General features: G+C 59.8%; 16 protein-coding genes. 9 read left to right on the top strand and 7 right to left on the bottom strand.

Annotated features, from left to right (window positions below; translation table 11 throughout):
• The first annotated feature begins 160 nt into the window (after positions 1 to 160).
• The 3 genes from ABIN98_RS20975 to ABIN98_RS20965 all read left to right on the top strand — a co-directional run bounded on the left by ABIN98_RS20975 (position 161) and on the right by ABIN98_RS20965 (position 5,099).
• Positions 161 to 883 (top strand): glycerophosphodiester phosphodiesterase family protein, encoded by a 723-nt coding sequence (locus tag ABIN98_RS20975; RefSeq protein ID WP_346912768.1) that lies wholly within the window; start codon positions 161 to 163, stop codon positions 881 to 883.
• Between the two features lie 229 nt (positions 884 to 1,112).
• On the top strand, positions 1,113 to 2,282 hold the full coding sequence (locus tag ABIN98_RS20970) for a FecR family protein (RefSeq protein WP_346912766.1): 1,170 nt from the start codon (positions 1,113 to 1,115) through the stop codon (positions 2,280 to 2,282).
• Between the two features lie 6 nt (positions 2,283 to 2,288).
• Positions 2,289 to 5,099 (top strand): EAL domain-containing protein, encoded by a 2,811-nt coding sequence (locus ABIN98_RS20965; protein WP_346912764.1) that lies wholly within the window; start codon positions 2,289 to 2,291, stop codon positions 5,097 to 5,099.
• Positions 5,100 to 5,178: 79 nt separating this feature from the next.
• On the opposite strand, the gene ABIN98_RS20960 is transcribed toward ABIN98_RS20965, so the two are convergent.
• Positions 5,179 to 6,636, bottom strand: a complete 1,458-nt coding sequence (locus ABIN98_RS20960; RefSeq protein WP_346912762.1) for an NAD-dependent succinate-semialdehyde dehydrogenase — start codon at positions 6,634 to 6,636, stop codon at positions 5,179 to 5,181.
• Positions 6,637 to 6,842: 206 nt separating this feature from the next.
• Between ABIN98_RS20960 and ABIN98_RS20955 the strand changes: the two genes are divergently transcribed.
• The gene (locus ABIN98_RS20955) at positions 6,843 to 7,862 is read left to right on the top strand and encodes an Ldh family oxidoreductase (RefSeq protein ID WP_346912760.1); all 1,020 of its coding nucleotides are present in this window, start codon (positions 6,843 to 6,845) and stop codon (positions 7,860 to 7,862) included.
• Here the strand turns inward: ABIN98_RS20955 and ABIN98_RS20950 are convergent.
• From ABIN98_RS20950 to ABIN98_RS20935, 4 genes are all read right to left on the bottom strand, one after another.
• The gene (locus ABIN98_RS20950) at positions 7,855 to 8,250 is read right to left on the bottom strand and encodes a helix-turn-helix domain-containing protein (protein ID WP_346912758.1); all 396 of its coding nucleotides are present in this window, start codon (positions 8,248 to 8,250) and stop codon (positions 7,855 to 7,857) included. The two genes, ABIN98_RS20955 and ABIN98_RS20950, sit on opposite strands and share 8 nt — an antisense overlap.
• 214 nt (positions 8,251 to 8,464) lie before the next feature.
• Positions 8,465 to 10,195, bottom strand: a complete 1,731-nt coding sequence (locus ABIN98_RS20945; RefSeq protein WP_346912756.1) for a methyl-accepting chemotaxis protein — start codon at positions 10,193 to 10,195, stop codon at positions 8,465 to 8,467.
• 555 nt (positions 10,196 to 10,750) lie between these two features.
• On the bottom strand, positions 10,751 to 11,662 hold the full coding sequence (folD, locus tag ABIN98_RS20940) for a bifunctional methylenetetrahydrofolate dehydrogenase/methenyltetrahydrofolate cyclohydrolase FolD (RefSeq protein ID WP_346912754.1): 912 nt from the start codon (positions 11,660 to 11,662) through the stop codon (positions 10,751 to 10,753).
• 164 nt (positions 11,663 to 11,826) lie between these two features.
• A complete protein-coding gene (locus ABIN98_RS20935) occupies positions 11,827 to 13,008 on the bottom strand; it encodes an AGE family epimerase/isomerase (RefSeq protein WP_346912752.1) in 1,182 nt (393 codons plus the stop codon).
• 354 nt (positions 13,009 to 13,362) lie between these two features.
• Between ABIN98_RS20935 and ABIN98_RS20930 the strand changes: the two genes are divergently transcribed.
• From ABIN98_RS20930 to ABIN98_RS20910, 5 genes are all read left to right on the top strand, one after another.
• Complete coding sequence (locus ABIN98_RS20930) at positions 13,363 to 14,424, top strand: polysaccharide biosynthesis/export family protein (RefSeq protein WP_346912750.1); 1,062 nt, start codon at positions 13,363 to 13,365, stop codon at positions 14,422 to 14,424.
• Between the two features lie 69 nt (positions 14,425 to 14,493).
• A complete protein-coding gene (locus ABIN98_RS20925) occupies positions 14,494 to 15,852 on the top strand; it encodes a capsular biosynthesis protein (protein WP_346912748.1) in 1,359 nt (452 codons plus the stop codon).
• The gene (locus tag ABIN98_RS20920; protein ID WP_346912746.1) at positions 15,836 to 17,140 is read left to right on the top strand and encodes a capsular biosynthesis protein; all 1,305 of its coding nucleotides are present in this window, start codon (positions 15,836 to 15,838) and stop codon (positions 17,138 to 17,140) included. Before ABIN98_RS20925 ends, ABIN98_RS20920 begins: the two co-directional genes overlap by 17 nt.
• 26 nt (positions 17,141 to 17,166) lie before the next feature.
• Positions 17,167 to 18,849 carry a hypothetical protein gene (locus ABIN98_RS20915; protein WP_346912744.1) on the top strand — a complete coding sequence of 561 codons (1,683 nt, stop codon included), beginning with the start codon at positions 17,167 to 17,169 and terminating at the stop codon, positions 18,847 to 18,849.
• Between the two features lie 60 nt (positions 18,850 to 18,909).
• Positions 18,910 to 19,725, top strand: a complete 816-nt coding sequence (locus ABIN98_RS20910; RefSeq protein ID WP_346912742.1) for an SDR family NAD(P)-dependent oxidoreductase — start codon at positions 18,910 to 18,912, stop codon at positions 19,723 to 19,725.
• 16 nt (positions 19,726 to 19,741) lie between these two features.
• Here the strand turns inward: ABIN98_RS20910 and ABIN98_RS20905 are convergent, their stop codons facing one another.
• Positions 19,742 to 21,115, bottom strand: a complete 1,374-nt coding sequence (locus ABIN98_RS20905) for an aminotransferase class I/II-fold pyridoxal phosphate-dependent enzyme (RefSeq protein WP_346912740.1) — start codon at positions 21,113 to 21,115, stop codon at positions 19,742 to 19,744.
• Entirely contained in the window at positions 21,112 to 24,837 is a 3,726-nt protein-coding gene (locus tag ABIN98_RS20900) for an SDR family NAD(P)-dependent oxidoreductase (RefSeq protein WP_346912738.1), read from the bottom strand. Before ABIN98_RS20900 ends, ABIN98_RS20905 begins: the two co-directional genes overlap by 4 nt.
• Between the last annotated feature and the right edge of the window lie 15 nt (positions 24,838 to 24,852).

The following is a 24,852-nucleotide window of genomic DNA, read 5'->3' as shown; positions in this document are numbered from 1 at the left end:
CCCGCGTCTTGCCTTCGCCTGTCATGAATTCATCAAGAAAATCGGGCACTCAAATCTATCTTCTTTTCAGCGATTCAATCAGCAAGCTCCGGATGCTGTGCCAAGAACAGTCCCATCAATCAAGCCTTGTGCGACCGGTGCGGGGACAGGAGATCACAACGTGAAAAAAGCCGTCATCGTTTGCCACAGAGGCGCCTGTCTGAAGGCACCGGAAAACACCATCGCTGCCCTGATCGGGGCGATAGACATGGGGGCGGATGTGGTCGAATTCGACATCCGCACCAGCAAGGACGATGTGCTTTATGTGATCCACGACGAAACGGTCGACCGCACCACCAACGGAACGGGGCGGATTGCAGACCTGACGTCCTTTCAGATCGACCAACTGGATGCGGGGACTTGGTTTTCGCCGGAATTCGCAGGCCAGAAGGTTCCGCGACTGACGGATTTCTTGGATGCCTGCGCCGGACGGATTGCCGCCTATGCGGAGATCAAGATGGCGGATCCGGCACGGGTGCGGGACATGCTCGCCGCTCGCGGCATGCTGCAGACCGCCTGGACTTTTTCATTCGAACAATCCATCCGGGCGGAGACCCGCGCCAAGGTTCCCGACTTCCGCAGGATGGTCCTGTTTTCCCATGTCGGTTCGGTTGAAAGAGCGATCGCGCTCGACGCGCATATTCTGGAATTCCACGTCGACAACCTGACCGCCGAACGGGTCGCCGCAGCCAAGGCTGCCGGGATTCGGACTCAGTTTTTCTATGATGGCAGGGAACACGCTGTTTTTATCAATGCGGTCCACTGTGGCATTGAACAGATGAACATCAACGAAGTGGAACTGTTTCGAGAAATCGAAACGGAACTGAGATCGGCCGTCGCATAACCACTGGTCAGAGAAATACATCGCATTCGGTAGTATAGGTTGGCGTGCCACACGCTTTGTTCTTCCTGAGCAAATTCTTTGGAGAATTTGGTTGCGCGTGTTTTTGATTGATAAAACTATAGCGCGCACTCCCTTAGGGTTTCGCGATGCAAATACGGGGTTCCGGAAAATTTTAGCGAAATATTTTCATCTCATGTTAAGCGGTGAACCTTAGAGTTTTTGCCAATTAATGCCTGTAAAAGGTGTGGCTGCTGTGTTCATATTCGCTTTCTCCATAGTAAAAAATGCGGAACTGCCCGAGGGGTGCAAACTCTGTGGTGCCGTTGTTGAGCGGTGTCGCCATCTGCTGGCGGCCATAATTTCGCTGACTTTGCTCTTGTCGGTTTCTGCTCCGGCTTTTGCCGCCGATTGGGTTTTGGCGCGGGTCTCCGGCACCGTTTATGTCGTCGCTCCAGGGGTTAAGGCGACGCGTGCCCAGAAGGGCATGGTGCTCAATCCTGGTTACACCATCGCCACGAAGAGCGGTTCACGGGCGATGCTCTCGCGTGGCCGGGAAACCATCCAGGTCGGGCCCAAAACCACCTTTGCCCTTTCCAAATATCGCAGCAATGCCGGCTGGACGACCTTGCTGCAGAAGACCGGCAACCTGGTGATCGATGTCGACAAGAGAGCGCATCCGCATTTTTCGGTCGAAACGCCTTTTCTTGCCGCAGTGGTCAAGGGGACCAAGTTCGGCGTGAACGTCACGTCCAATTCCGCGAGCGTCGATGTCGAACGGGGATTGGTCGAGGTTGGCGACTTTGCGAGCGGTGATGTTGCCCAGGTTGGCCCCGGCCAGGCCGCTTCGACTGCGCCCGGAAACAAGGTCGGCCTGTCGGTCTCCGGCAGTCCCGCGCCGTCCGTGCGCACAGGGCCGGCACGGGCTCCGGCATTCGCCACCCCGGCAATGAAAAATGTGCCCGCAAATGCGGCCGCGGCCGCCGCGGCGAATGCCGCCAGCCGTGGAAACGCCAGCAGCAACAGCGGAAACGCGAACGGCAACAGCAACGGAAACGGAAATAGCAACGGGAACGGCAACGGAAACGGGAACGGCAACGGAAACGGCAACGGAAACGGTAATAGCAACGGGAACGGCAACGGAAACGGCAACGGAAACGGAAACGGAAACGGAAATAGCAACGGGAACGGCAACGGAAACGGAAACGGAAATAGCAACGGGAACGGAAACGGCAACAGCAACGGGAACAGCGGCAACGCCAACGGGAACAGCAACGGAAATAGCGGTAGCAACGGCAACGCCAACGGAAATAGCAACGGCAGCAGCAGTAACAGCAACGGCAATGCCTTCGGGAATAGCAACGGTAACGGCAACGGCAATGGCAATGGCAATGGGAGATGATCGGGGGTGAGGTCCTTTTTCTCGTCCGTTTCATCCCTTGCGTCCGGTCGTCACCGTGGCTCCCTGGTGCCGGCCGTTGCCGTTCTGTGCGGCATCGCACTGACAGTCCTTCTGTGTAACGCCACTGGTATTACTGCGGGTATGACCCGGTTTCTGACCGGGCTTCGCTTTGAATTGCTGGAACGGGAACCGACGGGCAAAATTGTTATCGTCGATATCGATGCGCAAAGCCTGTCCGACGTCGGGGTCTGGCCATGGCCTCGCCGCCTGTATGGCGACATGGTGGACAGGCTCGTCGGCGACGGGGCAGAACAGATCGCCTTCGATATTGACTTCAGCGCTGACAGCAATGCCGAAGATGATGCGGCTTTTGCATCCGCAATGGAACGGGCCAACGGGATCGTCAGCCTGGCGATGTTCTCTCAAAAGTCACATCAAACCCATTCCGATGGCGTCGACATGATGGTCAATCGGCCGATAGACCGTTTCCTGGACGTGTCATGGCCGGTCGTTGTCAGCGTTCCGATCGAGACCGACAGCCGGGTCTGGCGCAGCTATAGGGGACAGGCGGTCGACGGAGTTCCGGAGCTTTCCCTCTCTGCCTTGCTTGGAGATGCACCTGACGCGTCGGGTGACATGTTCTGGATCGACTACAGTATCAACCCGTCTAGGCTGACGACGGTTTCTTTTACGGACGTCCTGAAGGGCAGTGTTCCCGAAGGTACGTTCCAGGGAAAGAAGGTCGTCGTCGGTGCGAGCGCACAGGAACTGAGGGACATTTTCCCGGTTCCCGTCTACGGCATGCTTCCGGGAAGTGTCATCCAGGCCATTGCCGGTGAATCCATCCTCCAGAACAGGGCGCTTTCCCTGACGAATGGCGACCGGCTTCTCGCTCTTGCGCTTGTTCTTGCATTTCCCCTGATCCTTGCGATCGGCACCAGTTGGAAAAAGCGCCTCGCGGCTCTGGCAGCCATCTCCGTCGGCCTGGAACTGACCGGTCTGGTGATCCAATCCCGCTATCCCCTCATTCTGCAGACCGGCCCGGCCCAGCTGGCGCTCCTGCTCGCAGGGTTGCATCTGGTGCTGAAGCAGATCGGTTTTCACCAGTTTCTGTTGCGGATCGCACGCGCCCAGACCCAGAACACCCGGCGCATGCTCGGGCAGGTCTTTGACGACAGTTTCGATGCCATCGTCGTAATCAATTCCGATCGCAAAATCGTTGCGGCAAGCCGGACCGCGATCAGCATGTTTCCGCCCGGATTGAAACCCGGAGTGATGGCGTCCGATTATCTGCCTGCCGAAATGGTTGCCGGAGCCTCGGACGTTTTCGATCATCAAGGCCCAGCGGCTAAACCGGAAATGAAAACCGTGAAGCTGAACGACAAGTCCGGCGAACCGAGGATAATCGAATTCATCGCGACGGGGTCTTCGCACCTCGATATCTCGGACGAGGGGGTCAACGAGCACGGGGCGGTGTCGCTGGCCTCTCTGACTTGCCGGGATGTCACGGAAGAACGGTTGGCAAACGAAAAACTTGCTTATCTGGCAAAATACGAGCCTCTGACAGGGCTGTTGAACAGAAACAGTTTCGTCGACGGCATTGCGGAACACCTTCTGCCGATGAACTTGCAGCAAAAGCCCTGTATCCTTGCGATTTTCTCCGTGAGGGACCTGGACAGGATCACCGCGTCCCTCGGGTTCTCCTATACGGACAGGCTGCGGAAAAAAATCGCCCGCGAGTTGACCGGGTTCCTGGAAACAAACGATCTTGCGGCATCGATCGGGGATGACAGCTTCGCGTGCCTGGCGTGGATCGATGACACGTCCGCCGCGCCGGGCGACTTTGCGCTCCGCCTGCGCGATGCCGTCGCGACGGAATACGATATCGGTGGAAACCGGGTCCCGGTTACCGTCAACGTCGGTTACACGATTGCTTTCGGCGAAATCGAGGATCCCGACACATTGCTGCGTCAGGCGCGAAATGCCCTGTCGAGGGCGCAGACCGGCCTGGCGACCGAGATCGTGGGGTTCGACAAGACCATGGAAGACGGCGTTCATCGCCGTCAGAGGCTGGAAGTCGAACTCTCAAGGGCGCTGGAACGCGACGAAATGCGGATGCTTTATCAGCCGCAGGTCGACCTTGCGACCGGAGAATTGGTCGGCGTCGAGGCGCTGATCCGCTGGAAGCACAGCGAACTTGGCATGATTTCGCCGGTAGAATTCATCAGTATTGCCGAGGAAAGCGGCCGCATTATCGAACTTGGCGCCTGGGTCCTGGAACAGGCGATGCGCGATGCGGCCATGTGGACGCGGCCGCTTCGGCTGGCCGTCAATGTCTCCGCGGTCCAATTGACCCGCAGCGATCTGCCCACCACCGTGAAAGCTGCACTTGCGAAAACCGGATTTGCCGCGGAGCGGCTGGACCTGGAAGTCACCGAGTCGCTCTTCATCGATGAAAGCATCGATCTGACAAGTCCGATTGCCAAACTGCGCAAGCTTGGCTGTTCGCTGGCGATGGATGACTTCGGGACCGGCTATTCCGGCCTCGGCTACATCCTGAGATTCCCCTTTGCCAAGATCAAGATCGACCGTTGTTTCGTCGCGAATGTGGAAAAGGACCCGGCAAATATCGCGATCGTCAAGGCGGTGGTCGATATGGCGGAGGCGTTCGGAATGACAGTGGTCGCAGAAGGCATTGAAACGGCCGAACACCAGAAAATGCTGCTCGATCTCGGGTGCACGATCGGTCAGGGCTACTACTATAGCCGGCCCGTGCCCGCTTCGGAGATCGAAAGCCTGCTGAAGATGGCCGCTTAGCAGGTTAGTATGAAATCAGTAGATCTTTCAAAAAAGGCCGGGCAATTTGCCCGGCCTTTTCAGTTGATTGGGCTGCGCCTCAGAGACCGAGACCGCCGATACAGGAATATTTGACGTTCAGGTAGTCATCGAGGCCGTATTTGGAGCCTTCGTTGCCGATGCCGCTTTCCTTTACGCCGCCGAAGGGAGCGACCTCGGTGGTGATCACGCCCTCATTGACGCCGACAAGGCCGTATTCGAGCCCTTCCATGACCCGGAAGACGCGGCCGAGATCCTGGCTGTAGAAATAACAGGCAAGCCCGTATTCGGTGTCGTTGGCCCGCTCGATCGCTTCTTCTTCCGTGTCGAACTTGAACAGGACCGCAAGCGGACCGAAGGTTTCCTCACGGGCGACCTTCATGTCGGCCGTCGCGCCGGTCACCATCGTCGGTTCGAAGAACGTGCCCACATTGCCGAAGCGCTTGCCGCCGGTGGCGACCGTGCCGCCCTTGGCGACCGCGTCGCTCACATGAGCATCGACCTTGGCAAGAGCGGCTTCGTTGATGAGCGGGCCCTGGGTGATACCTGCTTCCAGACCATTGCCGGGCTTGAGTTGCGCTTCGATGGCTGCCTTCAGCTTGGCGGCGAAGGCGTCATAGACGCCGGCCTGGACATAGAGGCGGTTGGCGCAGACACAGGTCTGGCCGGAGTTGCGGAACTTGCAGGCGATAGCGCCTTCGACCGCCCGGTCGAGATCGGCGTCGTCGAAAACGATGAACGGCGCATTGCCGCCGAGTTCCATGGAGATCTTCTTCATGTGCTTGCCCGCGTTGGAAGCCAGAAGCTTGCCGACGCGGGTGGAGCCGGTGAAGGTGATCTTGCGCAGGTGCGGATTTTCGCACATCTCCGCGCCGATTTCAGCGGCGTCGCCGGTCAGGATATTGATCACGCCGGCCGGAATGCCCGCCTTTTCGGCCATGATGCCGTAAATCAGTGCGGAATAGGGAGTGAATTCCGACGGCTTGATCACGATGGTGCAGCCGGCGGCAAGAGCCGCGCCCAGCTTGCGCGCGATCATGGAGTTCGGGAAGTTCCACGGAGTGATCGCGCCTGCGACTCCGACCGGCTCCTTGGTCACCAGGATCCGCCGGTCGCCCCAGGGAGAGGGGACGACATCGCCGTAGACGCGCTTGGCTTCCTCGGCGAAGAAGCGGATGTATTTGACACCGCCGGCAATCTCGCCCTTGGCTTCGGCCAGCGGCTTGCCCATTTCGATCGTCAGCAGTTCGGCCAGATCGTCGATATTGGCCATGATCTCGTCGCAGAGCTTCTGCATCAGCCCCGACCGGGCTTCCGCTGTCATCTTTTTCCAGGAGCCGAAGGCCTGGTGTGCGGCTTCGATGGCGCGCGCAGTCTCAGCGCGGCCGCAATTCGGGACGGTACCGATGGTCTCTCCGGTCGCAGGATTGGTAACCTCGATGGTTTCGCCGCTATCGGCACCAATCCATTGGCCTGCGACATACACGGCTTCCTTTTTCAAGGCCGGATCAAAACTCATCTGTTGCTCCCTTCGGCGCGAATGCACTTGTTTGCGGATGAACGGTCATGCGGCCGCATGACGGGTTGTCACTTGATAGAGGGACCAGCCTGCGACATGCAAGTCGGATTCGCGGGCACTGATGGATCAAAGCCGTCGCAGGCAGGGGCAAGTCGTGATAGAGCGAAGGTCCTTTCACCTGATCTGTCTGCACGTTCCGGAAACCCATGGCCGAAACAGAACTGATTTCGCTTCCTGCTGCGCAGGAACTTGCAACGGCGGCTCTGATCGCCAACAAGACCGGGCCGGATATCGCCGCGCGGGTCGCCGGCGCGCTGGTTGCATCCGAAGCCGCCGGCCAGCCGGGCCATGGCCTGTCCCGCGTACCCTCCTACGCGGCGCAGGCGCGGTCGGGAAAGGTGGACGGTTTTGCCAAGCCATCGCACGAACAGGTAACCGCAAGCCTGATCCGGGTCGACGGCGCCTTCGGCTTTGCCTATCCGGCGTTGGATCTTGCCCTCGACGCCCTGCCGGATATGGCACGGACCAACGGTATCGCCATGGCCGCGGTCCGGCGTTCCCATCATTTCGGCCAGGGCGGGCTGCATTGCGAGCGCCTGGCGGACCAGGGACTTGTCGCGCTCGTTTTCGGCAATGCGCCGAAATCGATCGCTCCCTGGGGGGCAAAGGAGCCGCTTTTCGGCACCAACCCGATCGCCTTCGCCGCCCCTGTGCCGGGAGAGCCGTCTCTGGTGATCGATCTGGCAGTCTCCCGGGTCGCCAAGGGCAAGATCATGGCGGCGGAAAAGGCGGGTAGGGCAATCCCCGAGGGCTGGGCGCTCGACAAGGAGGGCAATCCGACCACCGATGCGTCCGCGGCCATGGAGGGGACCATGCTGCCGATCGGTGACGCCAAGGGCGCAGCCCTTGCCATGATGGTGGAGGTATTGGCGGCGGCCCTCGTCGGTTCAAGTTTCGCCTTCGAAGCCTCGGGTCTTTTTTCGGGGGAAGGGGAGCCGCCCAATCTGGGCCAGACGATCATTGCAATCGATCCCGGCCTGTCTTCGGGCGGGGCCTATGGCGAGCGCATCGCGGCGCTGATGACCGCCATGGCCGGTGCGGAGGGCGCTCGCCTTCCCGGCAGCCGACGCATCGAGGCCCGCCTGAAAGCGGAGCGCGACGGTATGGAGATCCCGCGCCTCATTCTCGACGAGGTGCGTAAGCTCGCTGGGATATCGGCTAGCTGACGTCCCCGTCGATCCGTTGCCTCAGCCGTTCGATCTCTTCCACCAGTGCCTGAGCCTGATTGTGGATCCGGTCGAGGGCGATCCGTACGGTTTCCAGATTGGCGCCGTCCTCGTCTTCATGGATCGGGGCTGCGCCCCGACCGACCAGGAGCCATGTCGGACTGACGTTCAGGATGCCCGCAAGCAAGACGAGTTTGTTGGAGCGTGGTTCGGAGCGGTCGCTTTCCCACCCCTGCAGGGTGGATGTCTTGATGCCGAGGCGCCTGGCAAGCTGCGCAGTCGACAGACCGACGGCATCGCGTGCCTTGCAGATCCGTTCACCCAGTGTGTAGTCGGTGCTGGGATCCGACCCGTCTGTGCCTGGCTGTGAAATTGATCCGAATGCCATCTCCGGCTCCCTGAGGTTTATTTTGTCCTTGGATGAGAGCCTAAACCTGACATGACCGGCAGGTCTTCCGCAACCGCCGCCGGATCAATGTCGCACCTGTTATGGATCCCGACGGGTTTGTGCCGGGGGCGGGCCGATAGGCTGCCGGAAGTCTCGTCCGCCGGCGGCCATCAGCGTTGATGGCCCCCCTGATGCCTATCGGTCGCCTCTGGCTTCAAGCGACCGCGCCCCGCTGGACCGCTTTGTTGTTTTGGGTTTCATGGGTGCGAATCGCTGTGGCCAGCTCATCGAGCAGATCCAGAACTTCAGCGCTTGCATCGTCCATTTTCTTCAAGGCTTCACTGGAACCGGCCTTGTCGCCAACGGCTGCAGCTTCGAGGGCCTCTTTGGCGGATGCATGAACGATCTTGTGAGGCTCCACGAGAGCTCTGAAAGAAGGCATGTTCCGGATCGCGGGGTTGTCGATCTTGTCGTACCATTTTCCGAGCCGGCAATCATGGTGACCCGGAACTTCCTCACTTTGCCAGTTCCCGTATCCCATGCAGGCATCCAGCACCCGTTTCTTGAACATCACGTGATCGATCCGCGCCATATAGCACAGAGAGATCGGGGACGTAGCATCGAACAGCTCCTGGGCGTTTTCAAAGAAACTGGCGGTTGCCTTTTGCATGCCTTCCGAAATCCTGTGAACGAAACGGTCGCTCTCGGAGGCGAGCTGGGCCACGTTGTCGATGTTTTCGGCAATCTCTCCGCTGGCTGTCTTTTGTTGCAGAAGAATGCCGGAAATTTCGGTCATGCGGGTTGAGACCCCGCCTGCCTTTTCGGCGAACTGGTCGATTTGCCCTGATGTCTGGGCGATCGCTTCCTCGCTTTGTGCAACCGCACTTGTCGATGTCTGCATGTTCTGCTGGATCAGAGCCATCCCCTCACGCAGAGCGGCAATACGTCCGGCTATATCCTCGGTCGACTTGGCCGTCTGATTGGCAAGCTGCTTAACTTCGGATGCGACCACGGCAAAGCCTTTGCCGGCTTCGCCCGCACGCGCAGCCTCGATCGTGGCGTTGAGGGCCAGCAGGTTGGTCTGCTCGGCGATGCCTTCGATCACCGTCAGCATCTGCCCGATCTGGTTGGACGCCTCGGAAAGCTCATCCACGCTGTTGGAGGTCTCCGCGACAGCTGAGGAGATGTCGGTAATGACTTGTGACAGACGTTGAACGGTTGTTCTGCCTTCTGCTGCGGAATCGTTGCTTTCCTGAGCTTCGTGAGCTGCGTATTCACTGTTCGTGGAAATTTCCCCGACCGAGGAAACCAGTTCCGTCGCCGCAGAAGAGATTGCCTGGCCGTTTCTCGCGACGTCATTGGAGTTGCGCTGCAGGAAGGCGAGCTGCAGGGTGACGCTGTTCAGGTCGGTGATGGAATTGGACAGGTTTCCGAGCGCTTCGATGTTCTTTTCTTTCGCCTGCACGACAGCTTCGCGGACGGCCGCATTTTGATATCCGGACAGCGAGGCGGCCATGTCGGAAAAGAAACGGACCACGAGGGTGGAAAGCGCCGCGTTCAGCTCGGATCGGCTCAGGCGGTATTTGCTGGTGATTTCGGGAATGATCCTGAGCAGGACCCAGCCGTAGGCAGTGATGTACCAATCCGGTGAAAGTCCCTTTTTCAGATGGACTTCGCCGATAAAGTTGGAACGGGCGAATGTCTCCTCCGAGATCCGGTCTTCAAACAGGTCTTCCCAGTGCTGGGCTTGTTTGGCCTTGGTCGGTTCGACGCGGGCGGGATCGGAAAAAAGCGTGCCGACTGGAGACTTGGAGATTTCCGAATAGAACTCGTCCAACATGTTTGGCAGCGCCCGACCGATAATCGTCCGCAGCTTCTCCAAATTTGTTTCACGAGAAAGCGCGCTGTTCAGGAAATCGACTGCCGCTTGCCGATCTTCGTTCATGTTGTTCCCCCAATCGATGCTGTCATCGCGTCGTTTTCATTTAGACTGATCTTCAACTCGTCGGCCCTGGCGACGATTTGGTATTCAAAAGAAAATCAGCCTCATTCCGTAGATGTCAGAATGTACGGACTATTTAATAATGGGGGATGACTAAAAATATTTACCTAGCAAATATCGCGGATAGGAGAACTGCGTACTCTTATTAAGAAATTGAATTATTTGAAAAATTAGGAATTTCAAGATTGCTTCCGGGGGATTCTCGATAAATTTGGAATTATCGATAATTGGCAAAGTGCGCCAAAAAACATGCCAAATTTTAAACGAACTCAACGGTGTGATTGGGGGTAATACTTATTTTTTTACTTGGAGCTGCAGAGTTTGAAATTTCACCGCCGGCCAGTGCGATCATTGTCGCGCTGGCGCAGGGGGGGCGTATCTGCATCGCAGATGTGGATAGGTCGCGCGCCCTGCGTCGGATGCCGGAGCGCGTGTTTCCCGATCCGCTATCGGCTCAATTGTCGATAGCTGCCGATGGGAATGCGACGGTTCTGTTGCTTAGAACAGCGGTTCTTCCTCGGGGAGGCCGAGTTGTCGACGGGCCGCGGTAAGCGTGTTGGCCATCAGCATGGCAATGGTCATAGGCCCGACGCCGCCCGGAACCGGGGTGATCGCTCCCGCATGGGGGAGGGCTTCGTCAAAGGCAACGTCACCGACAAGCCGGGTCTTGCCTTCTCCACGTTCCGGGGCGGGAATGCGATTGATCCCGACGTCGATGACCGCAGCACCTTCCTTGATCCAGTCGCCGCGCACCATCTCCGGGCGGCCGACGGCGGCCACGACGATATCCGCAGCCCTGACGACGGCCGGCAGATCCTTTGTCCTGCTGTGCGCGATCGTTACGGTGCAGCTTTCCTGCAGCAGAAGATTGGCCATCGGTTTGCCGACGATGTTCGACCGGCCGATCACAACGGCGGACAGGCCGGACAGGTTGCTGCCCAACGTGCGCTTCAGCAGCACCAGACACCCTGCCGGCGTGCACGGCACCAGGGCATGCTCTCGCTCGCCTGTCGTCAGTAGGCCCACGTTGATGGGGTGGAAACCATCGACGTCCTTTTCCGGCTTGATCAGACGCAATACCTTGCTCTCGTCGATATGCCCGGGAAGCGGAAGCTGAACCAGAATGCCGTGGATTGCCGGGTCGTCGTTCAGTGTCTCGACAAGGGCGAGAACGTCTGCCTCCGGCGTGTCGGCGTCAAGCGTATGCTTCACGGAATGGAAGCCGCAGGCCTCGGCCGTCCGGTCCTTGTTGCGGACATAGACCTGGCTGGCAGGGTCTTCGCCGACGAGGACAACCGCGAGGCCGGGGCGAATGCCCTTGGTTTCCACAAGGTTTGCGGCGCGGCGTGTGATTTCCTCGCGTACGGATTCGGCAACGGCCTTGCCGTCGATAATGCGTGCCGGAGACATGCTTTTCCTCCCAGGGGACCTCAGCGGTCATTTCGTGAACCACGGGACCAACTCTATAGAAAGAATTTGGCGTTCGCGGAAGAGTGTATACATGATTTATTGATTTTTAGGAATCGTCTCTCGATGCGATCTCGGTATGAGGAGGAATAGGATGTCCGGAAAAGTCAGATATTTTCTCTGAAGTGAGACAATTCGAGAATGGCGCAGACGATATGATAAAAGGAGCTCGCCGGCGCGGGTTCTTTCTTGAATGTATACATATCATCAAGCTTGTCCTTCCAAAGTCCGGTGGGGACGTCCTCGAAGTAGCCCTCAAGAGCTTTCGTGGCGCGAAGGATGTCGGACAGATAGGCATCCCGCTCGCAGCCGAGGGAGACTTCAGCCAGAGAGATGGCTGCCTTGAGCCACTCCGTCTGTCCCCACAGGCGGGCCAGGGGATTAAAGACGGAAAAGTCATCATGAAGTGTCATGATTGCGACCTGACGTTTCGGGTCAACGCCATAGGTTCTGCCGATCTGATAAAGTCGGCGCGCTTTGATCAGAGCTTCGAAACTATTGCGTGACTTTCCCCAGCGAGCGAGCAGCCAGCTCCATTCGAACTGGTGGCCGGGCTCCATGATACGGCCCTGCTCACCGTCGAAGGGCGTCCAGTCCGATTTGAAGAACTCCCGCAATCCGCCCGAGACGGGATCGATGAACTTGTCCATTGCCAGGTGGGCGATCTCGTCGGCGAGTTCGCGCCAGATGATGCCTGCGCCAGCCTCCTCCAAGGCAAGGGCGGCCTCGAACAGGTGCATGTGCGGATTAGAGCATAGCGGGAGGCGGTCAGGGTTGGCTTCGCGGAAGCCGGCGTCCGGATGCCCGTAGTTTTCGCGCAGAAGTGTCAATAGTCCGGCGGCATCCGCATGCAGGTCGATCCGCCGTTCGGCAAGGACATCGCCCGCCTGGGCAAAGGCCAGAAGGGCGAACGCCTGATTGTAAAGATCAAAATCGGAATCTAGGTGAGTGCCGTCGGTGGCGACCACTCCTGCAAAGCTCGTATCGGCGTTTCTGCAATGCTCCAGGTACCAGTTCAGCCCGTGCGAGATGATCTCTTCCCGCGGCCCTTGCCAGCCGAGGGCGCCTGCTTGCGCGAAACAATAGATCTGGCGTGCCGGCACGCGGGTGCGGATGGGCGCGTCGGTTGCTTCTCCGGTATCGATATCGATGGTTTCGAAAAATGCGCCGCTTTTCGAATCGTAGCCATTCTCATGCCATCTCGGGAAAGCCGAATCGACCAGCCAGCTGGAAAGCCGTTTCGAGGCATCGGAAATATCTTTCTCAAGTGATTGGTCGTTCGGCGACATGATTCTATGACTCCGGAATTCAAATTGCTGCGGTTGCGAATTCTAATGTGAAAAATCAGTGATTCTTATCGTAGAATAAGCGAAATGTCGTTGTGGAACGGATTGAGCGGCAATCAAAAAAACAAAAGCGACTCAAAACATTAAGGAATACCGGGTTCACTGTTGCCCAAGAACAACAGCTGGGATTGCTCAGGGGGCTTTGGGCGCTCAATCTTGGACAGGCAAACACTCCACATGCTACGACACCGCTAACGGATCGGGTGGAACGGAATAAGTATGAGATTTTCCGCAGTATTGATTTTGGGAGCGGCTCTAGCGGGGTGTGGGGCACTTCCGTCTGAAGGTCCTGGGGCGATGAATATCTCGTCGCAGGATATCGAGGCCAATTCGCAAGAAGGTTCCTATTCGATCATTCCGATCGGCCCCTCGAATATTGATATTATCAAGCGTTACCGCCCACTGGCTTTTGCCAATGAATTTCATGGCGTCGGTCAGGGCAACAAGAGCTACCTGCTCGGCGTCGGCGACACTCTCGAGGTCGCAATCTGGGAAGCCTCCAAGGACGGCCTGTTCGCAGCGGGCGAGGGCGGCAGCAGCAGCATTCCCGCCGTTATCGATGAATCCGGCTATATCTTCATCCCCTATGCGGGACGGGTTCGGGCTGCCGGCCTGAGCGTCGAGGGATTGCGCCAGTCGATCCAGAAAAACCTGGTCGGCAAGGCGGTCGAACCCCAGGTTCTGGTCACGCTCAAGGATAAACTCAGTGCCACCGCCGTCGTCGTCGGCGATGTCGGCTCGCCCGGCGTCTATCCGCTGCCGCTGCAAAACACCCACCTTCTGGATCTCGTGGCCACGGCCGGCGGCTCCCGCGAGGCGACCTATGAAACCGTTGTCACCCTGAAACGGGGCAATCGGGCGGGCACGACCCGGCTGGAACATCTGATCGACTATCCGGAAAACAACGTCCTGATCGCGCCGAACGACACAATCCTGTTGTCGCACCGGCCGCGGACCTTCTCCGCGTTCGGCGCGGTGAAGACCAATCAGCTCGTTCCGTTCAAGACCCAGAGTGTGACCCTTGCCGAAGCGCTTGCAACCGTCGGTGGTCTGAACGACTATCGTGCAGATGCAGCGGGCATCTTCCTGTTCCGGTTTGAAGATACCGATCTCGTGCGCGAACTGCGCCCTGAAATCGTGGGTAAGCTTGGCAGCGAGAAAAGTGTGCCGGTTGTCTACAGGCTGAGCCTGCTGGATGCGAAAGGCTTCTTCCTGGCGCGTTTCTTTGAGATGCGGGACAAGGATATTCTGTATGTCGCGAACCATCCGACTGCTGAGTTCGGCAAGTTCCTGCAGATCATCGCGCCGCTCATCAGCAACGTCTCGAGCGTCCAGGGCATCAGCAACAACTTTCAGTAACGACTTTTAAGGCAGAGCCGCGAACGCTTCGACAAGAGAGGGGACGGCAGGTCAGGTAACAGGTGCAAGGTGGTAGCGAACGGACAGCCGGCTTCAAGGGTATTCCTGTTCCTTCAGGGGCCGCCTGGAATCTTCGCCCGGACCGTTGCAGACGAACTGGACCTTCTCGGCTGCCGGACGCTGCGGATCAACCTGTGCCCCGGCGACTGGCTTTTCTGGCATGATCACCGCTGCACGTCCTACCGCGGGACGCTGGAGGACTGGCAGGGCTGGCTGAAGACCTTCTGCCTCGAAAACGGCGTCACCGACATCGTCTACTATGCGGACCGGATGCCCTATCACGTGGCCGCGGCCGAGGTCGGGGCAGAGCTTGGGCTGACTTGTACCGCCTATGAATTCGGCTATCTGCGGCCGGACTGGATTACGCTTGAGCGCAACGGCATGTCCGCGCACTCGCTGTTTCCAAACGATCCCGACCGGATCAGGGAAGCAGCGGCAGGTCTTCCGGAGCCCGACCGCAACAGGCTCTACACCTATCCGTTTTACGCCGAAGCGGTGAACGAAGTGACGTTCAATATGTCGAACGTCCTGTTCAAGCTGTTTTATCCGAAGTTCGTCCGCGACAAGCTTTACCACCCGCTGCCCGATTATCTCAGCAACATTCCAAGACTTCTGCTGGCAAAGCGGCGCAACAGGAATGCGGCTCACCTGATCGACGATGTGATTGCGGCCGGCTGCCCTTATTTCGTGTTTCCGCTCCAGCTGCAGAGCGATTATCAGCTGCGCTACAATTCTCCGTACGATCACATCGCCGATGCCGCGGAGGAGGTGATCCAATCCTTTGCCAAGGTGGCGCCCGTCGCCGCCCATCTGGTGTTCAAGCTGCATCCCCTCGACAACGGGATCGAGCCATGGCGGAAGATCCTGCGCAAGCTCGCAAGGAAATACGGCGTCAAGAAGCGTGTCTATGTCATCGACGGCGGTAATCTTGATCGCCTGTTGCGCAATGCCGCCGGCGCGCTGACGATCAACAGCACCACCGGCATTCACGCGCTGCGCACAAAGTGTCCGACCAAGGTTCTGGGCATCGCGCTCTATGACATTGCCGGGCTTACCTGTCAGAAGCCGTTGGATGAATTCTGGAAGGACGGGACACGGCCCGACAGGAACCTGGTTGAGGATCTGGAGCGTCTGCTGGCCCGAACCATTCAGGTCAAGGGCTGCTTTTATACCGATCAGGGACGCCGGGCCGGGGCGAGGAATATGGCGCGCAAGCTGGCGGAAGGATCCGTCAATCTGCCCGGTGCTCTCTGCGAGGCCCCGCCGCGTCTTGAAAAGGCCCGGCAGATGGGGATCGCCACCACCTTCGCCGAGCAGATGTCCAACCGTTCGAAGACCGAATTGTGGTCCTATGCCTGGCGGGAATGACCTGAAAGCGCCGGACCGCAGCAGGGTTCTGTTCCTGCAAGGCCCCCTATCGCCGCTCTTCCGCCTGATCGGAGACCGCATCCGTGAAGCCGGTCATGAAGTCTTCCGCATCAATCTGTGTGCCGGCGACTGGCTGCACTGGCATGGCCTGGAATGCACATCCTTTCGCGGACAGCCATCGGACTGGCCGGACTTCATCAGCCGCTTTCTGGCGGACAACCGCATCACCGACCTGGTTCTCCACGGTGATCAGCGCCTCTACCATCGTCTCGCCATAAACTGCGCCAAAAAAGAGGGCATTCAGATCGCCGTGACCGAACTCGGTTACCTGCGCCCCGGCTGGATGACCCTGGAGAAGAACGGATTGTCGACGCTGAGCCATTTCCCGGACGATCCGGTCCATGTCCGGCGGATCGCGGATGAGGTCGGCGATGTCGATTTCTCGCCGATGTTTCCGGGATCCTTTTATCTGCAGACCGTTCCCGACGTGACCTACAATCTGGCGAATGTCATTCTGAAGCCGCTTTACCCGCATTACGAACGCCACACGATTTACCATCCGGTCCCGGAATATCTGCGAGGAGCGGTCAGGCTGCTGGGCGAGAAACGGCGCAACCGCGACGTAGACTCCGCCCTGGCCAGAATGATGGAAGACGGCACACCGTTCTTCGTCCTTCCGCTCCAGTTGGAGGGCGATTTCCAGCTGCGCCGCCATTCGCCCTATGAAAGCTTCGCAGACGTCATTGATCTGGTGCTGGGGTCTTTCGCGGAGGCGGCACCGGTGGCCGCGCATCTTGTTCTGAAGAGCCATCCCCTGGACGTGGGTTATGAAAACTGGCCGGAGGTGATCGGCAAGGCTGTTACGCGCTATGGACTGGAGGGCAGGGTCCATTTCTTTGATGGCGGCAACCTGGGCGCCCTGTTCAAACACGCATGCGGGATGGTAACCCTGAATTCCACGGCTGGCCTCGAGGCACTGCAGGCGGGGTTGCCGGTCAAAACACTGGTTCCCGCTCATTACGATATCGCCGGTCTGACCTCCCGTGTACCGCTGGAAACCTTCTGGACGGCGCCGGAAAAACCGGACCCGGCGTTGCTTGAAGCCTTCCTGCGCGCGATCGCCGGCACAATCCAGGTCCGAGGTTCGATTCACAATCGCGACGGCGTGCCGGTTGCGGCTGAAAACATCGCCCGGCGGATCCTGGAGCGAAGCCTCAACGAGCCCGGCGCCTTCGTCGATCCGCCGCCGCGCCTTGAACGCGCAAGGGCGCTGGGGGTGCCGCTTTGAACGCGCCGGCACCGGCGGAACCGACCATGCGTGGTCTGATCGTCTCCGACGGGCGTCAGGATTTCGAAAGGCGGATATCCGAAGGGCTGGGATTGCAGCCGGAACAAGCATCCGGGCAGGCCGATATCGTGATCTGCGATCTGGGGCAGGAGGCCTTCGACACGGCGCGACGCGAGGCACTGGCCATCGGCAAACCGCTTTGTCTGGTCATTCCGGGGCCGTTGCCGATCCATTCCAAGACGACGCCATCCTCGTTTTCCTATGTCCTGCTCAAGTCGACGATCCTGACGCGATACGGACATCCCGGCGAAGCGGCGATCCGGGCATTGCTTGCCGGTGCCCTTCAGGCCGGGCGAAAAGTCGACACATCGATCCTCGACCTGTGGCGGGCCTTGCCGCCCGCGGAGGAGGGCAGCCCGAGACGACTGGGGTGCGACCTGGAAAGCCGGGCGCTGCAGATCCTCATGGAAAACGGCGGGCTTCCTGATGAGGAACCGGATGGCTTCTGGCGCATACTGGCGGATGCCTGCGCAGGGTCGCAACTGGAACTTGACCGTGTCATCGGACCGCTTCTGCAGAAAAACACCGCCTGGTTCGATCCCTACCATCAACGGGTGACGGACGGTTTGCGCGCATTGGATAGTTTGCGTCTCCTCGAAAAGCGCTGGGCGGCAAACGACCGTCCGATCCATTGTTTCGGGATCGAGGAGGAAAGTAGCCCGCTTGTTTCCGCGGCTTTTGCGGGCAGGGGCGGGCCTGTCTCGGGTCATGACACTGAAGCCGAAGCGGTGTCCCATGCAGTTCGGGACGCGGGTGTTCTTCTGTCTGTGGGCGGAAAGGTCTCTGACACACTTGAGCAGACCTGCCGCGAGAAGAACATCGGACTGTTGCGCACCGACGGCAACTTCGCTTGTGCCGCCGGTCTCGAGCCATTTCTTCCGCCGGCAGCCATGCTTGCCGTCGACGATCTCGGATCCCATGACGATGCCTCCCGCCCGAGCCGGCTGGAGACACTGCTTCAGACTTATGAACTGAATACAGAGGAAGTGAACCGTGGGACCGCTCTCCTTGACAAGCTCAATCAGGCCTATGCGTCCATGGACGGACCGGACATGTCTCGGACGACTGCCGCCGCCAAGGGCCGGAAGATCGTTCTGGTCCCTGGAGAACCGGGATCTGCCGAAAGCCCTGCTTCGGACACGTCGGAACGCCATCTGCAACTGTTGCGGCAAGTCCGCAAAAGAAATCCGGACGCATTCGTCATCTTCAAGCCGCATCCGGACATGAATGCGGATCGAAGCTTGAGCAGGGATATGCGGCGGTATGCGGATCTGGTGGCAACCAAAGTTGATTGGTCCGATCTGATCGGGCTGTGCGATGCTGTGGAGACATTATCGTCCCCAGCGGGCTTTGCCGCGCTTTTGCGGGGCGTGCCCGTGACGGTCCATGACTTGCCGTTTTATGCAGGATGGGGGCTGACCGAAGACCTGGCCGCCTGTACACGCCGAACGGCGCTTAGAACCCTTGGCGAACTCGTCTACCTGACGCTGGCTGTCTATGCCCGTTGCACCGATCCGGTGAGCCTGTTGCCTTGTCCGCCGGAGATCCTGATCGACAGGGCTATAGCCCGGCAGCCGGAAATGCGTCAGCGGGCAGGATCGCCTGGCCTGAACCCATTGGCCTGGCTCAGCCGCAAACTGGGCTTGTAGTTCCCGCCATCCGGTGTTTTATCCGGAAGACCGGCCCGATCTGAGAAAGAAAAGACCACCATGGTTGCGCGAGACCCCGAAGTGATTGTCCTGACCGGCGCGAGCGGAGGCATCGGAACCGCACTTGCCAGCGAACTGGCGCGGCCGGGCCGTCGGCTTGCGCTGATCGCGCGGGACCAGGAAAAGCTCGATGCGCTTGCGGACGTGGTTCGGGGGCAGGGGGCAGAGGTGGAAACCGCTGCGCTCGATATTCGCGACCGGGATGCCCTTCATGCGTTTCTGGCCGACCTGGATGCGCGTCATCCGGTCGATCTTGTCATTGCGAACGCCGGCGTGACGGCGGGACTGGGACCGGGACGCAGCCGGGAAGCCGACCATGAGGCCGACCGGCAGATCGATATCAACTACCGTGGCGCGGTCAATACGGTGACGGGTGTGGTGGAACCGATGCGCTTGCGCGGGCGAGGTCAGATCGTCCTTGTCGCCTCGCTCGCCGGTATGCGCGCCTTGCCCGACATGCCGAGCTACAGTGCGACGAAAGCCGCTGTCATCGCCTACGGCCATTCCCTGCGGGGCTGGCTTGCCCCCTTTGGTGTCGACGTGACCATCATCTGCCCGGGGTTCGTGACCTCGCCCATGTCGGCCCGGCACAAAGGCTCCAAACCGTTCGAGATGCCGGCGGCAAAGGCTGCGGTAAAAATGCGTCGGGCGATCGAAAAGAGAAAAGCCTTTTACGCTTTTCCCTTCATCCTGGCGACGGGCATCCGGCTTCAGAACTTGCTGCCGGCCCGGATTTCCGACCTGTTCATGGGGGGCTTTGCCGCTGACATCGAGGAAGATCCGAGATATTCCGGCGGCCACGAAGATCGCGGCTGACTGACGGGGCGACGCCTTATCGCGTCGCCTTTATCAACCGGTCGACCGCCGAACCGTCGCTCTTCAGCTTGGCGAGCTCCTCGACGGTGGTTTCGATTGCACGGTCGATCTGTTCTTTTGTGTGCTCGCTGGTAATGAAGAAGCGAATACGCGCCGATTTTTCCGGAACGGCCGGAAAGATGATCGGAAGCGCATTGACACCGCGCTCCAGAAGCCGGTTCGACAGGATCGCGGCACCGACGGAATCGCCGACGATGACCGGCACAACCGAGTAACCGGCGCTCGGTCCGGTATCGAGGCCTGCTTCTTTTGCCTTCTTCAGGAAATATTGGCCGTTTTCCTGAAGCTTTCCAACGCGTTCCGGTTCTCGTTCCATGACCTGGATAGAGGCGATCGCCGAGGCGGTCAGAGCAGGCGAGAGGCCGACGGAGAAAACGAAGCCCGGCGCGGACACTTTCAGGTAATCGCACAGCGCCTTGGAGCCGGCGATATAGCCGCCGCAGGAGGAGAACGTCTTTGACAGCGTTCCCATCCACATTTCGACCTCTCTCGGGTCGATGCCGAAATGTTCGGCGATGCCATGACCGGTCTTGCCGAGGACGCCGATGGAATGGGCTTCATCGACCATCAGCCAGGCGTCATAGGACTGCTTGAGGGCCACGAGCCGCTTCAGATCCGGGAAGTCCCCATCCATGGAATAGAGGCCTTCGACGATGATCAGCACATTGTCGAATTTGTGCCGGCTTTCGGCGAGCAGCTTTTCCAGTGCATTCAGATCGTCATGGGGGAAGTTGATCCGGGTCGCCCCGGACAGCCTTGCCCCTTCGGCAATGGAATTATGCACCAGGGAATCCGTCAGGATGAGATCGCCCTTGTGCATCAGGTGGCCGATGGTGGTCACATTGGTCGCATGGCCGCTCACCATGACGATGGAGGACTCGACCCCGTGCACCCTCGCGAGCGCTTGCTCAAGCTCGCCATGCAACGGCCGTTCTCCGGCAACGATCCGGCTGGCGGACACGCTGGTTCCGAATGTGTCGATCGCTTCCTTTGCGGCCTGGTTGATTTCCGGATGTCCGTTGAGACCCAGATAGTTATAGGAGGCGAAATTGTCGTGGATCTTGCCGCCGATTTCCGTGGTCCCGGTCGCCAGTCCGTCATGCGGCCGGAAGAAGGGGTTTTCGATTCCCATCATGTCGGCCGCCGCGCGCTGCATCTGCAATTGCTTGATCTGCGGCAGGGATTTGAAGTCGAACGCTTTCCTCTTCGGCGCTTCGGCTTTTGCCGAAGCCGATGCGGGGCGCTTGTCACGTGCTGAGCGGCGCCCTGCACGGACGCTGTCCATCAGTTTGGCGCGTTCGTCGGCGCCTAGGCCCTTGGTATCCGTCATAGGAACGATCCCAGTTCGCGGCTCTTGCTTTCCAGTTGCGCCGCGACGTCCGTGAGGTCTTCCGTTTCCGTTCGCTCGTTATCGGACACGTGCTGGCTGGCAAGTGTTTGAGATTCCGCAGAATAGCGGTCCTCACCGTCTTCGCCCAGAACGCGATTTGCCACACGGCTCGACAGGTCAATCAATGTGGCGCCATTCGCAAGCGACATCAGCGGAATGTCGATCCCGAGCTGGCGTTCCGCGCTCATGCGCAATTCCAGCGCCATCAGCGAATCCATGCCGATCTCCGAAAGCGGCTTGTGCGGATCGATCTCGTCCGGCGAGATCCGCAGGATCTTGCCGATTTCCGCGGCAAGCAGCTTGGCGACGGTCTGTGCCGCGGAGGCCTTGTCCATTCCATCGAGCAGCGCATGCAGATCGATGGCACCTTCCGCGCCGCTGCCGTCATCGCCCTCGCCAAGCCCGAGAAGACCGATCAGCGGCGTGCCCAGCAAAGCCAGATCCTTGCGGGCCGACTGCCAGTCGATGCGGGCATAACCGACAGCCGCTGTTTCCAGATCCTGCTGGGGCAGGGCCATCAGCGACATCAGGCCGTCGAGGGCTTCTTTGGCGGTCAGGGCATGACGTCCGAGCTTGCGCGACAGCATCTCGTTGACGTCCTCGTTGCGGGCAAGGTAGCCGGCATCGGAAATGGCACCCCAGGCAACCGTAAGGGCAGGGCGGCCTTCCGCGCGACGCTTGCGCGCAAGCGCTTCCAGGTAACCGTTGGCGGCCACATAGTTGGCCTGGCCCGGGTTGCCGACCAGGGTAGTCGCAGACGAATAAAGCACGAAGTGATCGAGCGGATCGTCTTGCGTGAAAAGATCAAGCAGTTCTGCTCCACGCACCTTCGGCGCCAGCACGCGGGTCAGCCCGTCATGCTCCAGATTGGCGATCAGGACGTCATTCAGGACCATGGCCGTGTGGAACACGCCGCAGATCGGGTGTCCGGCGGAGCGGATCTCTTCCAGCGCCGATTTGACGGCTGCTTCATCGGTGATGTCGCAGGCATGGGCGGACACCGAAACTCCGCGCTTTTCAAGACCTTCGATGGCCTGGCGCGCATCGTCGGTGTCGCCGCCGCGGCGGCTCAGCACCGCCAGGTGTTTCGCGCCCTTGTCGGCAAGCCGGTTGAGAAGTTCAACCCCGAATCCGCCGAAGCCGCCCGCGATCACGTAAACCGCGTCGTCCTTGAAGGACAAGTGCGGCGTTTCCGGCAGGTTTTCAGGTACTTCCGGCGGGCGCAGCACGATCTTGCCGATATGGCCGGCCTGCTGCATCAGACGGAAAGCGTCAACCACCTGGTCCGCCTCGAACACCCGGTAGGGCAGGGGTGACAACGTCCGGCTCTCGAACAGGTCCACCAGTTTGGTGAACAACTCGACAGCGAGTTCCGGCTGGCGGGTCAGAAGCTGATCGGCGTCAATACCGAAATAGGTCAGGTTCTGGCGGAACGGCCGAAGCCCGATCCGCGTGTTGCCGTAGTAGTCGCGCTTGCCCAGTTCCAGGAACCTGCCGAAGGGCTTCAGCACGTCGATACTGCGCTCCATGGCCTCGCCGAACAGCGAGTTCAGGACCACATCGACGCCTTCATCGTCGGTTTCCTTCATGACCGCGTCGACGAAGGAAAGGCTGCGCGAGTCGAGGACGACATCGGCACCCAGCAGCTTCAGCACGTTGCGCTTTTCCGGAGACCCGGCAGTGGTGATAATCCTCGCGCCGCGCCACTTGGCGATCTGGAGAGCGGCAAGGCCGACGCCGCCGGCGCCGCCGTGGATCAGGACCGTTTCACCCTTTGAAAGCCGGGCGAGATGCACCAGGGCGTAATAGGCGGTGAGGAAGGTCACCGGGATGGTTGCCGCTTCCTCCGGAGAAACCGTGGAGGGCATCGGCGCACAGCCGCTCTCGTCCACGGTGACATGGCTTGCGAAGCACGCCGGCGCAAAGGTGATGACCCGGTCTCCGGGGCGGAAGCGCGTCACGTCGGGACCGCAGGCGACGACGGTGCCGCAGCACTCCATGCCGAGCGTGGGGCCGGCAAAACCGTCTTCCAGCGCCTCTTCAGGTAAAAGGCCGAGCGCCCACATGACATCGCGGAAATTGAGGCCACTGGCCTCGACGGCGATCCCGACGACCGACCCCTGAGGCTCGGCCCGGTCGACCGCCTGCCACGACAACTGGTCCAGCGCTCCCTGGCGCAGGATTTCCAGACGCATTCCGGGACGGGCGCCGCCGGAGACCGTCCGTTCCGGCAAGACCCCGCCCTGCAGGATTCTGAGGCCGGACCGATTGCTGCCGTCCAGAATGACTTCCCGCTCATCGCTGTCGCGAAGCAGTTCCTCGGCAAGCCGCGATGCGGCAATACCCGGTTCCAGTGTCGGGGAAAGGTCGATCAGGCGAATGTTCGCCTGGGGAAATTCGTTCATCGCCACGCGGCCGTAGGCCCAGGTTCCGGCTTGGTCCGGGCAATGGGCGATCCCGCCTGCAAGATCCTGTGCGCCTCCGGGAGCTACGATGACGATCTCGCCGTCATCGGCGCCGAGCGTGTTGAGGATCCGCGTCAGTGACCATGTGCGCTTATCGACCACGCTGAGGGCATCTGCCTTGTCGGCATAGCCACCCTGAAGATGAACAAGATGCCCGCTCGCTTTACCGAGCTGCTGCTTCAGGATATCGCTCTCGCCGTCGACATCAATCATCCAGACGCCTTCGGAAACCTCTTTCGTTTCCGGACCGGCGATCAGGAGCGTTGTCGCAACATCCTCCCGATTGAGACAAGCCGAGAGGCCATCTGCCAGTTTGCGCGCGGGGCCTTCTTCATCCGTGAACAGAAGGAAATGCCGGGCAACGGCAGCTTCTTGTGCGGTTTCGTCTTCCGCTTCTTTGGCCGTCTCTTCCGTCTTGGCTCCGGCGCGGGCTGCAATCAGATCGCCTTCGGCGACTGTGCTGTTCAGCGTCGCGGTTTCGATGTGTCCAAAACCGGCCAGGGAAAGGATCTCGCTCCAGTCTTCGTTCAATCTCGACAGAGCGACATCGCTGTCCCCGTCCTGCCACCAATCCTGACCGATGCCTCGGATCATATCCGCGAGCGGTGCGGCGAGGTGTTCGGCAGCCACAAGCAGAGCGTCTTCCACCGCCATGTCGGCGATCTTCGAAAGCTGGCCTTCCTTCAGTTCGGCGATCGAGTCTCCGAAGACAATGAGGTCGAATGGGGCGTGCTTCGCGAGCGTTTCGTCCTCGAACTCGTGGAACTGCGTCGCGGTGCTGCCGGTCCAAAGGCGGGCCGCGCGGCCGAGCTGGCTGTCCGACGGATCGGTGACCGCTACGGACATGCGACGCGGATCGAGCAGGCGATCGAGCGACTGAATGACGTCGTGTGCGGACGCGCCGACAACGAGGCAGCGCAGGGCCCGATCTTCCGGCCAATTGTCCACCAGTCCCAGAACTGCGGCCTTAAGGGCGCCGGAAATGGCTGTCGCCGCAGGGGAAGCGGTCAGATAGGCGTCGTAAAGTCCGCTCGCAAAGAGATCTCCGGCAGAGGAGGGCAAACCGTCCCGCAGAACATCGGCGAGCCCGGTGTAGAGACGCGCAAGAAGCGAGGCTTCGGCGATATGGCGCGCGCCTTCCAGAGCGATGGTCTGCATCAGCAGGGCCGTGTCCGGCCCATCTGCGGGGTCGGACAACTGCCAACCTCCCTC

Source organism: uncultured Roseibium sp. (assembly GCF_963675095.2).
Classification (GTDB): Bacteria; Pseudomonadota; Alphaproteobacteria; order Rhizobiales; family Stappiaceae; genus Roseibium.
The sequence above is the reverse complement of the archived record's forward strand: the minus strand, read 5'-3'. Positions and strand labels throughout refer to the sequence as shown.

Bases quoted from the DNA above. Each gene is read 5' to 3' on its own strand.
- ABIN98_RS20910 (WP_346912742.1), top strand. From the start codon at position 18,910: ATGGTTGCGCGAGACCCCGAAGTGATTGTCCTGACCGGCGCGAGCGGA.
- ABIN98_RS20950 (WP_346912758.1), bottom strand. From the start codon at position 8,250: ATGGCATTCGGATCAATTTCACAGCCAGGCACAGACGGGTCGGATCCC.
- ABIN98_RS20945 (WP_346912756.1), bottom strand. From the start codon at position 10,195: ATGAACGAAGATCGGCAAGCGGCAGTCGATTTCCTGAACAGCGCGCTT.
- ABIN98_RS20970 (WP_346912766.1), top strand. From the start codon at position 1,113: ATGCCTGTAAAAGGTGTGGCTGCTGTGTTCATATTCGCTTTCTCCATA.
- ABIN98_RS20905 (WP_346912740.1), bottom strand. From the start codon at position 21,115: ATGACGGATACCAAGGGCCTAGGCGCCGACGAACGCGCCAAACTGATG.
- folD (WP_346912754.1), bottom strand. From the start codon at position 11,662: ATGTCTCCGGCACGCATTATCGACGGCAAGGCCGTTGCCGAATCCGTA.
- ABIN98_RS20915 (WP_346912744.1), top strand. From the start codon at position 17,167: ATGCGTGGTCTGATCGTCTCCGACGGGCGTCAGGATTTCGAAAGGCGG.
- ABIN98_RS20960 (WP_346912762.1), bottom strand. From the start codon at position 6,636: ATGAGTTTTGATCCGGCCTTGAAAAAGGAAGCCGTGTATGTCGCAGGC.
- ABIN98_RS20920 (WP_346912746.1), top strand. From the start codon at position 15,836: ATGCCTGGCGGGAATGACCTGAAAGCGCCGGACCGCAGCAGGGTTCTG.
- ABIN98_RS20935 (WP_346912752.1), bottom strand. From the start codon at position 13,008: ATGTCGCCGAACGACCAATCACTTGAGAAAGATATTTCCGATGCCTCG.
- ABIN98_RS20930 (WP_346912750.1), top strand. From the start codon at position 13,363: ATGAATATCTCGTCGCAGGATATCGAGGCCAATTCGCAAGAAGGTTCC.
- ABIN98_RS20955 (WP_346912760.1), top strand. From the start codon at position 6,843: ATGGCCGAAACAGAACTGATTTCGCTTCCTGCTGCGCAGGAACTTGCA.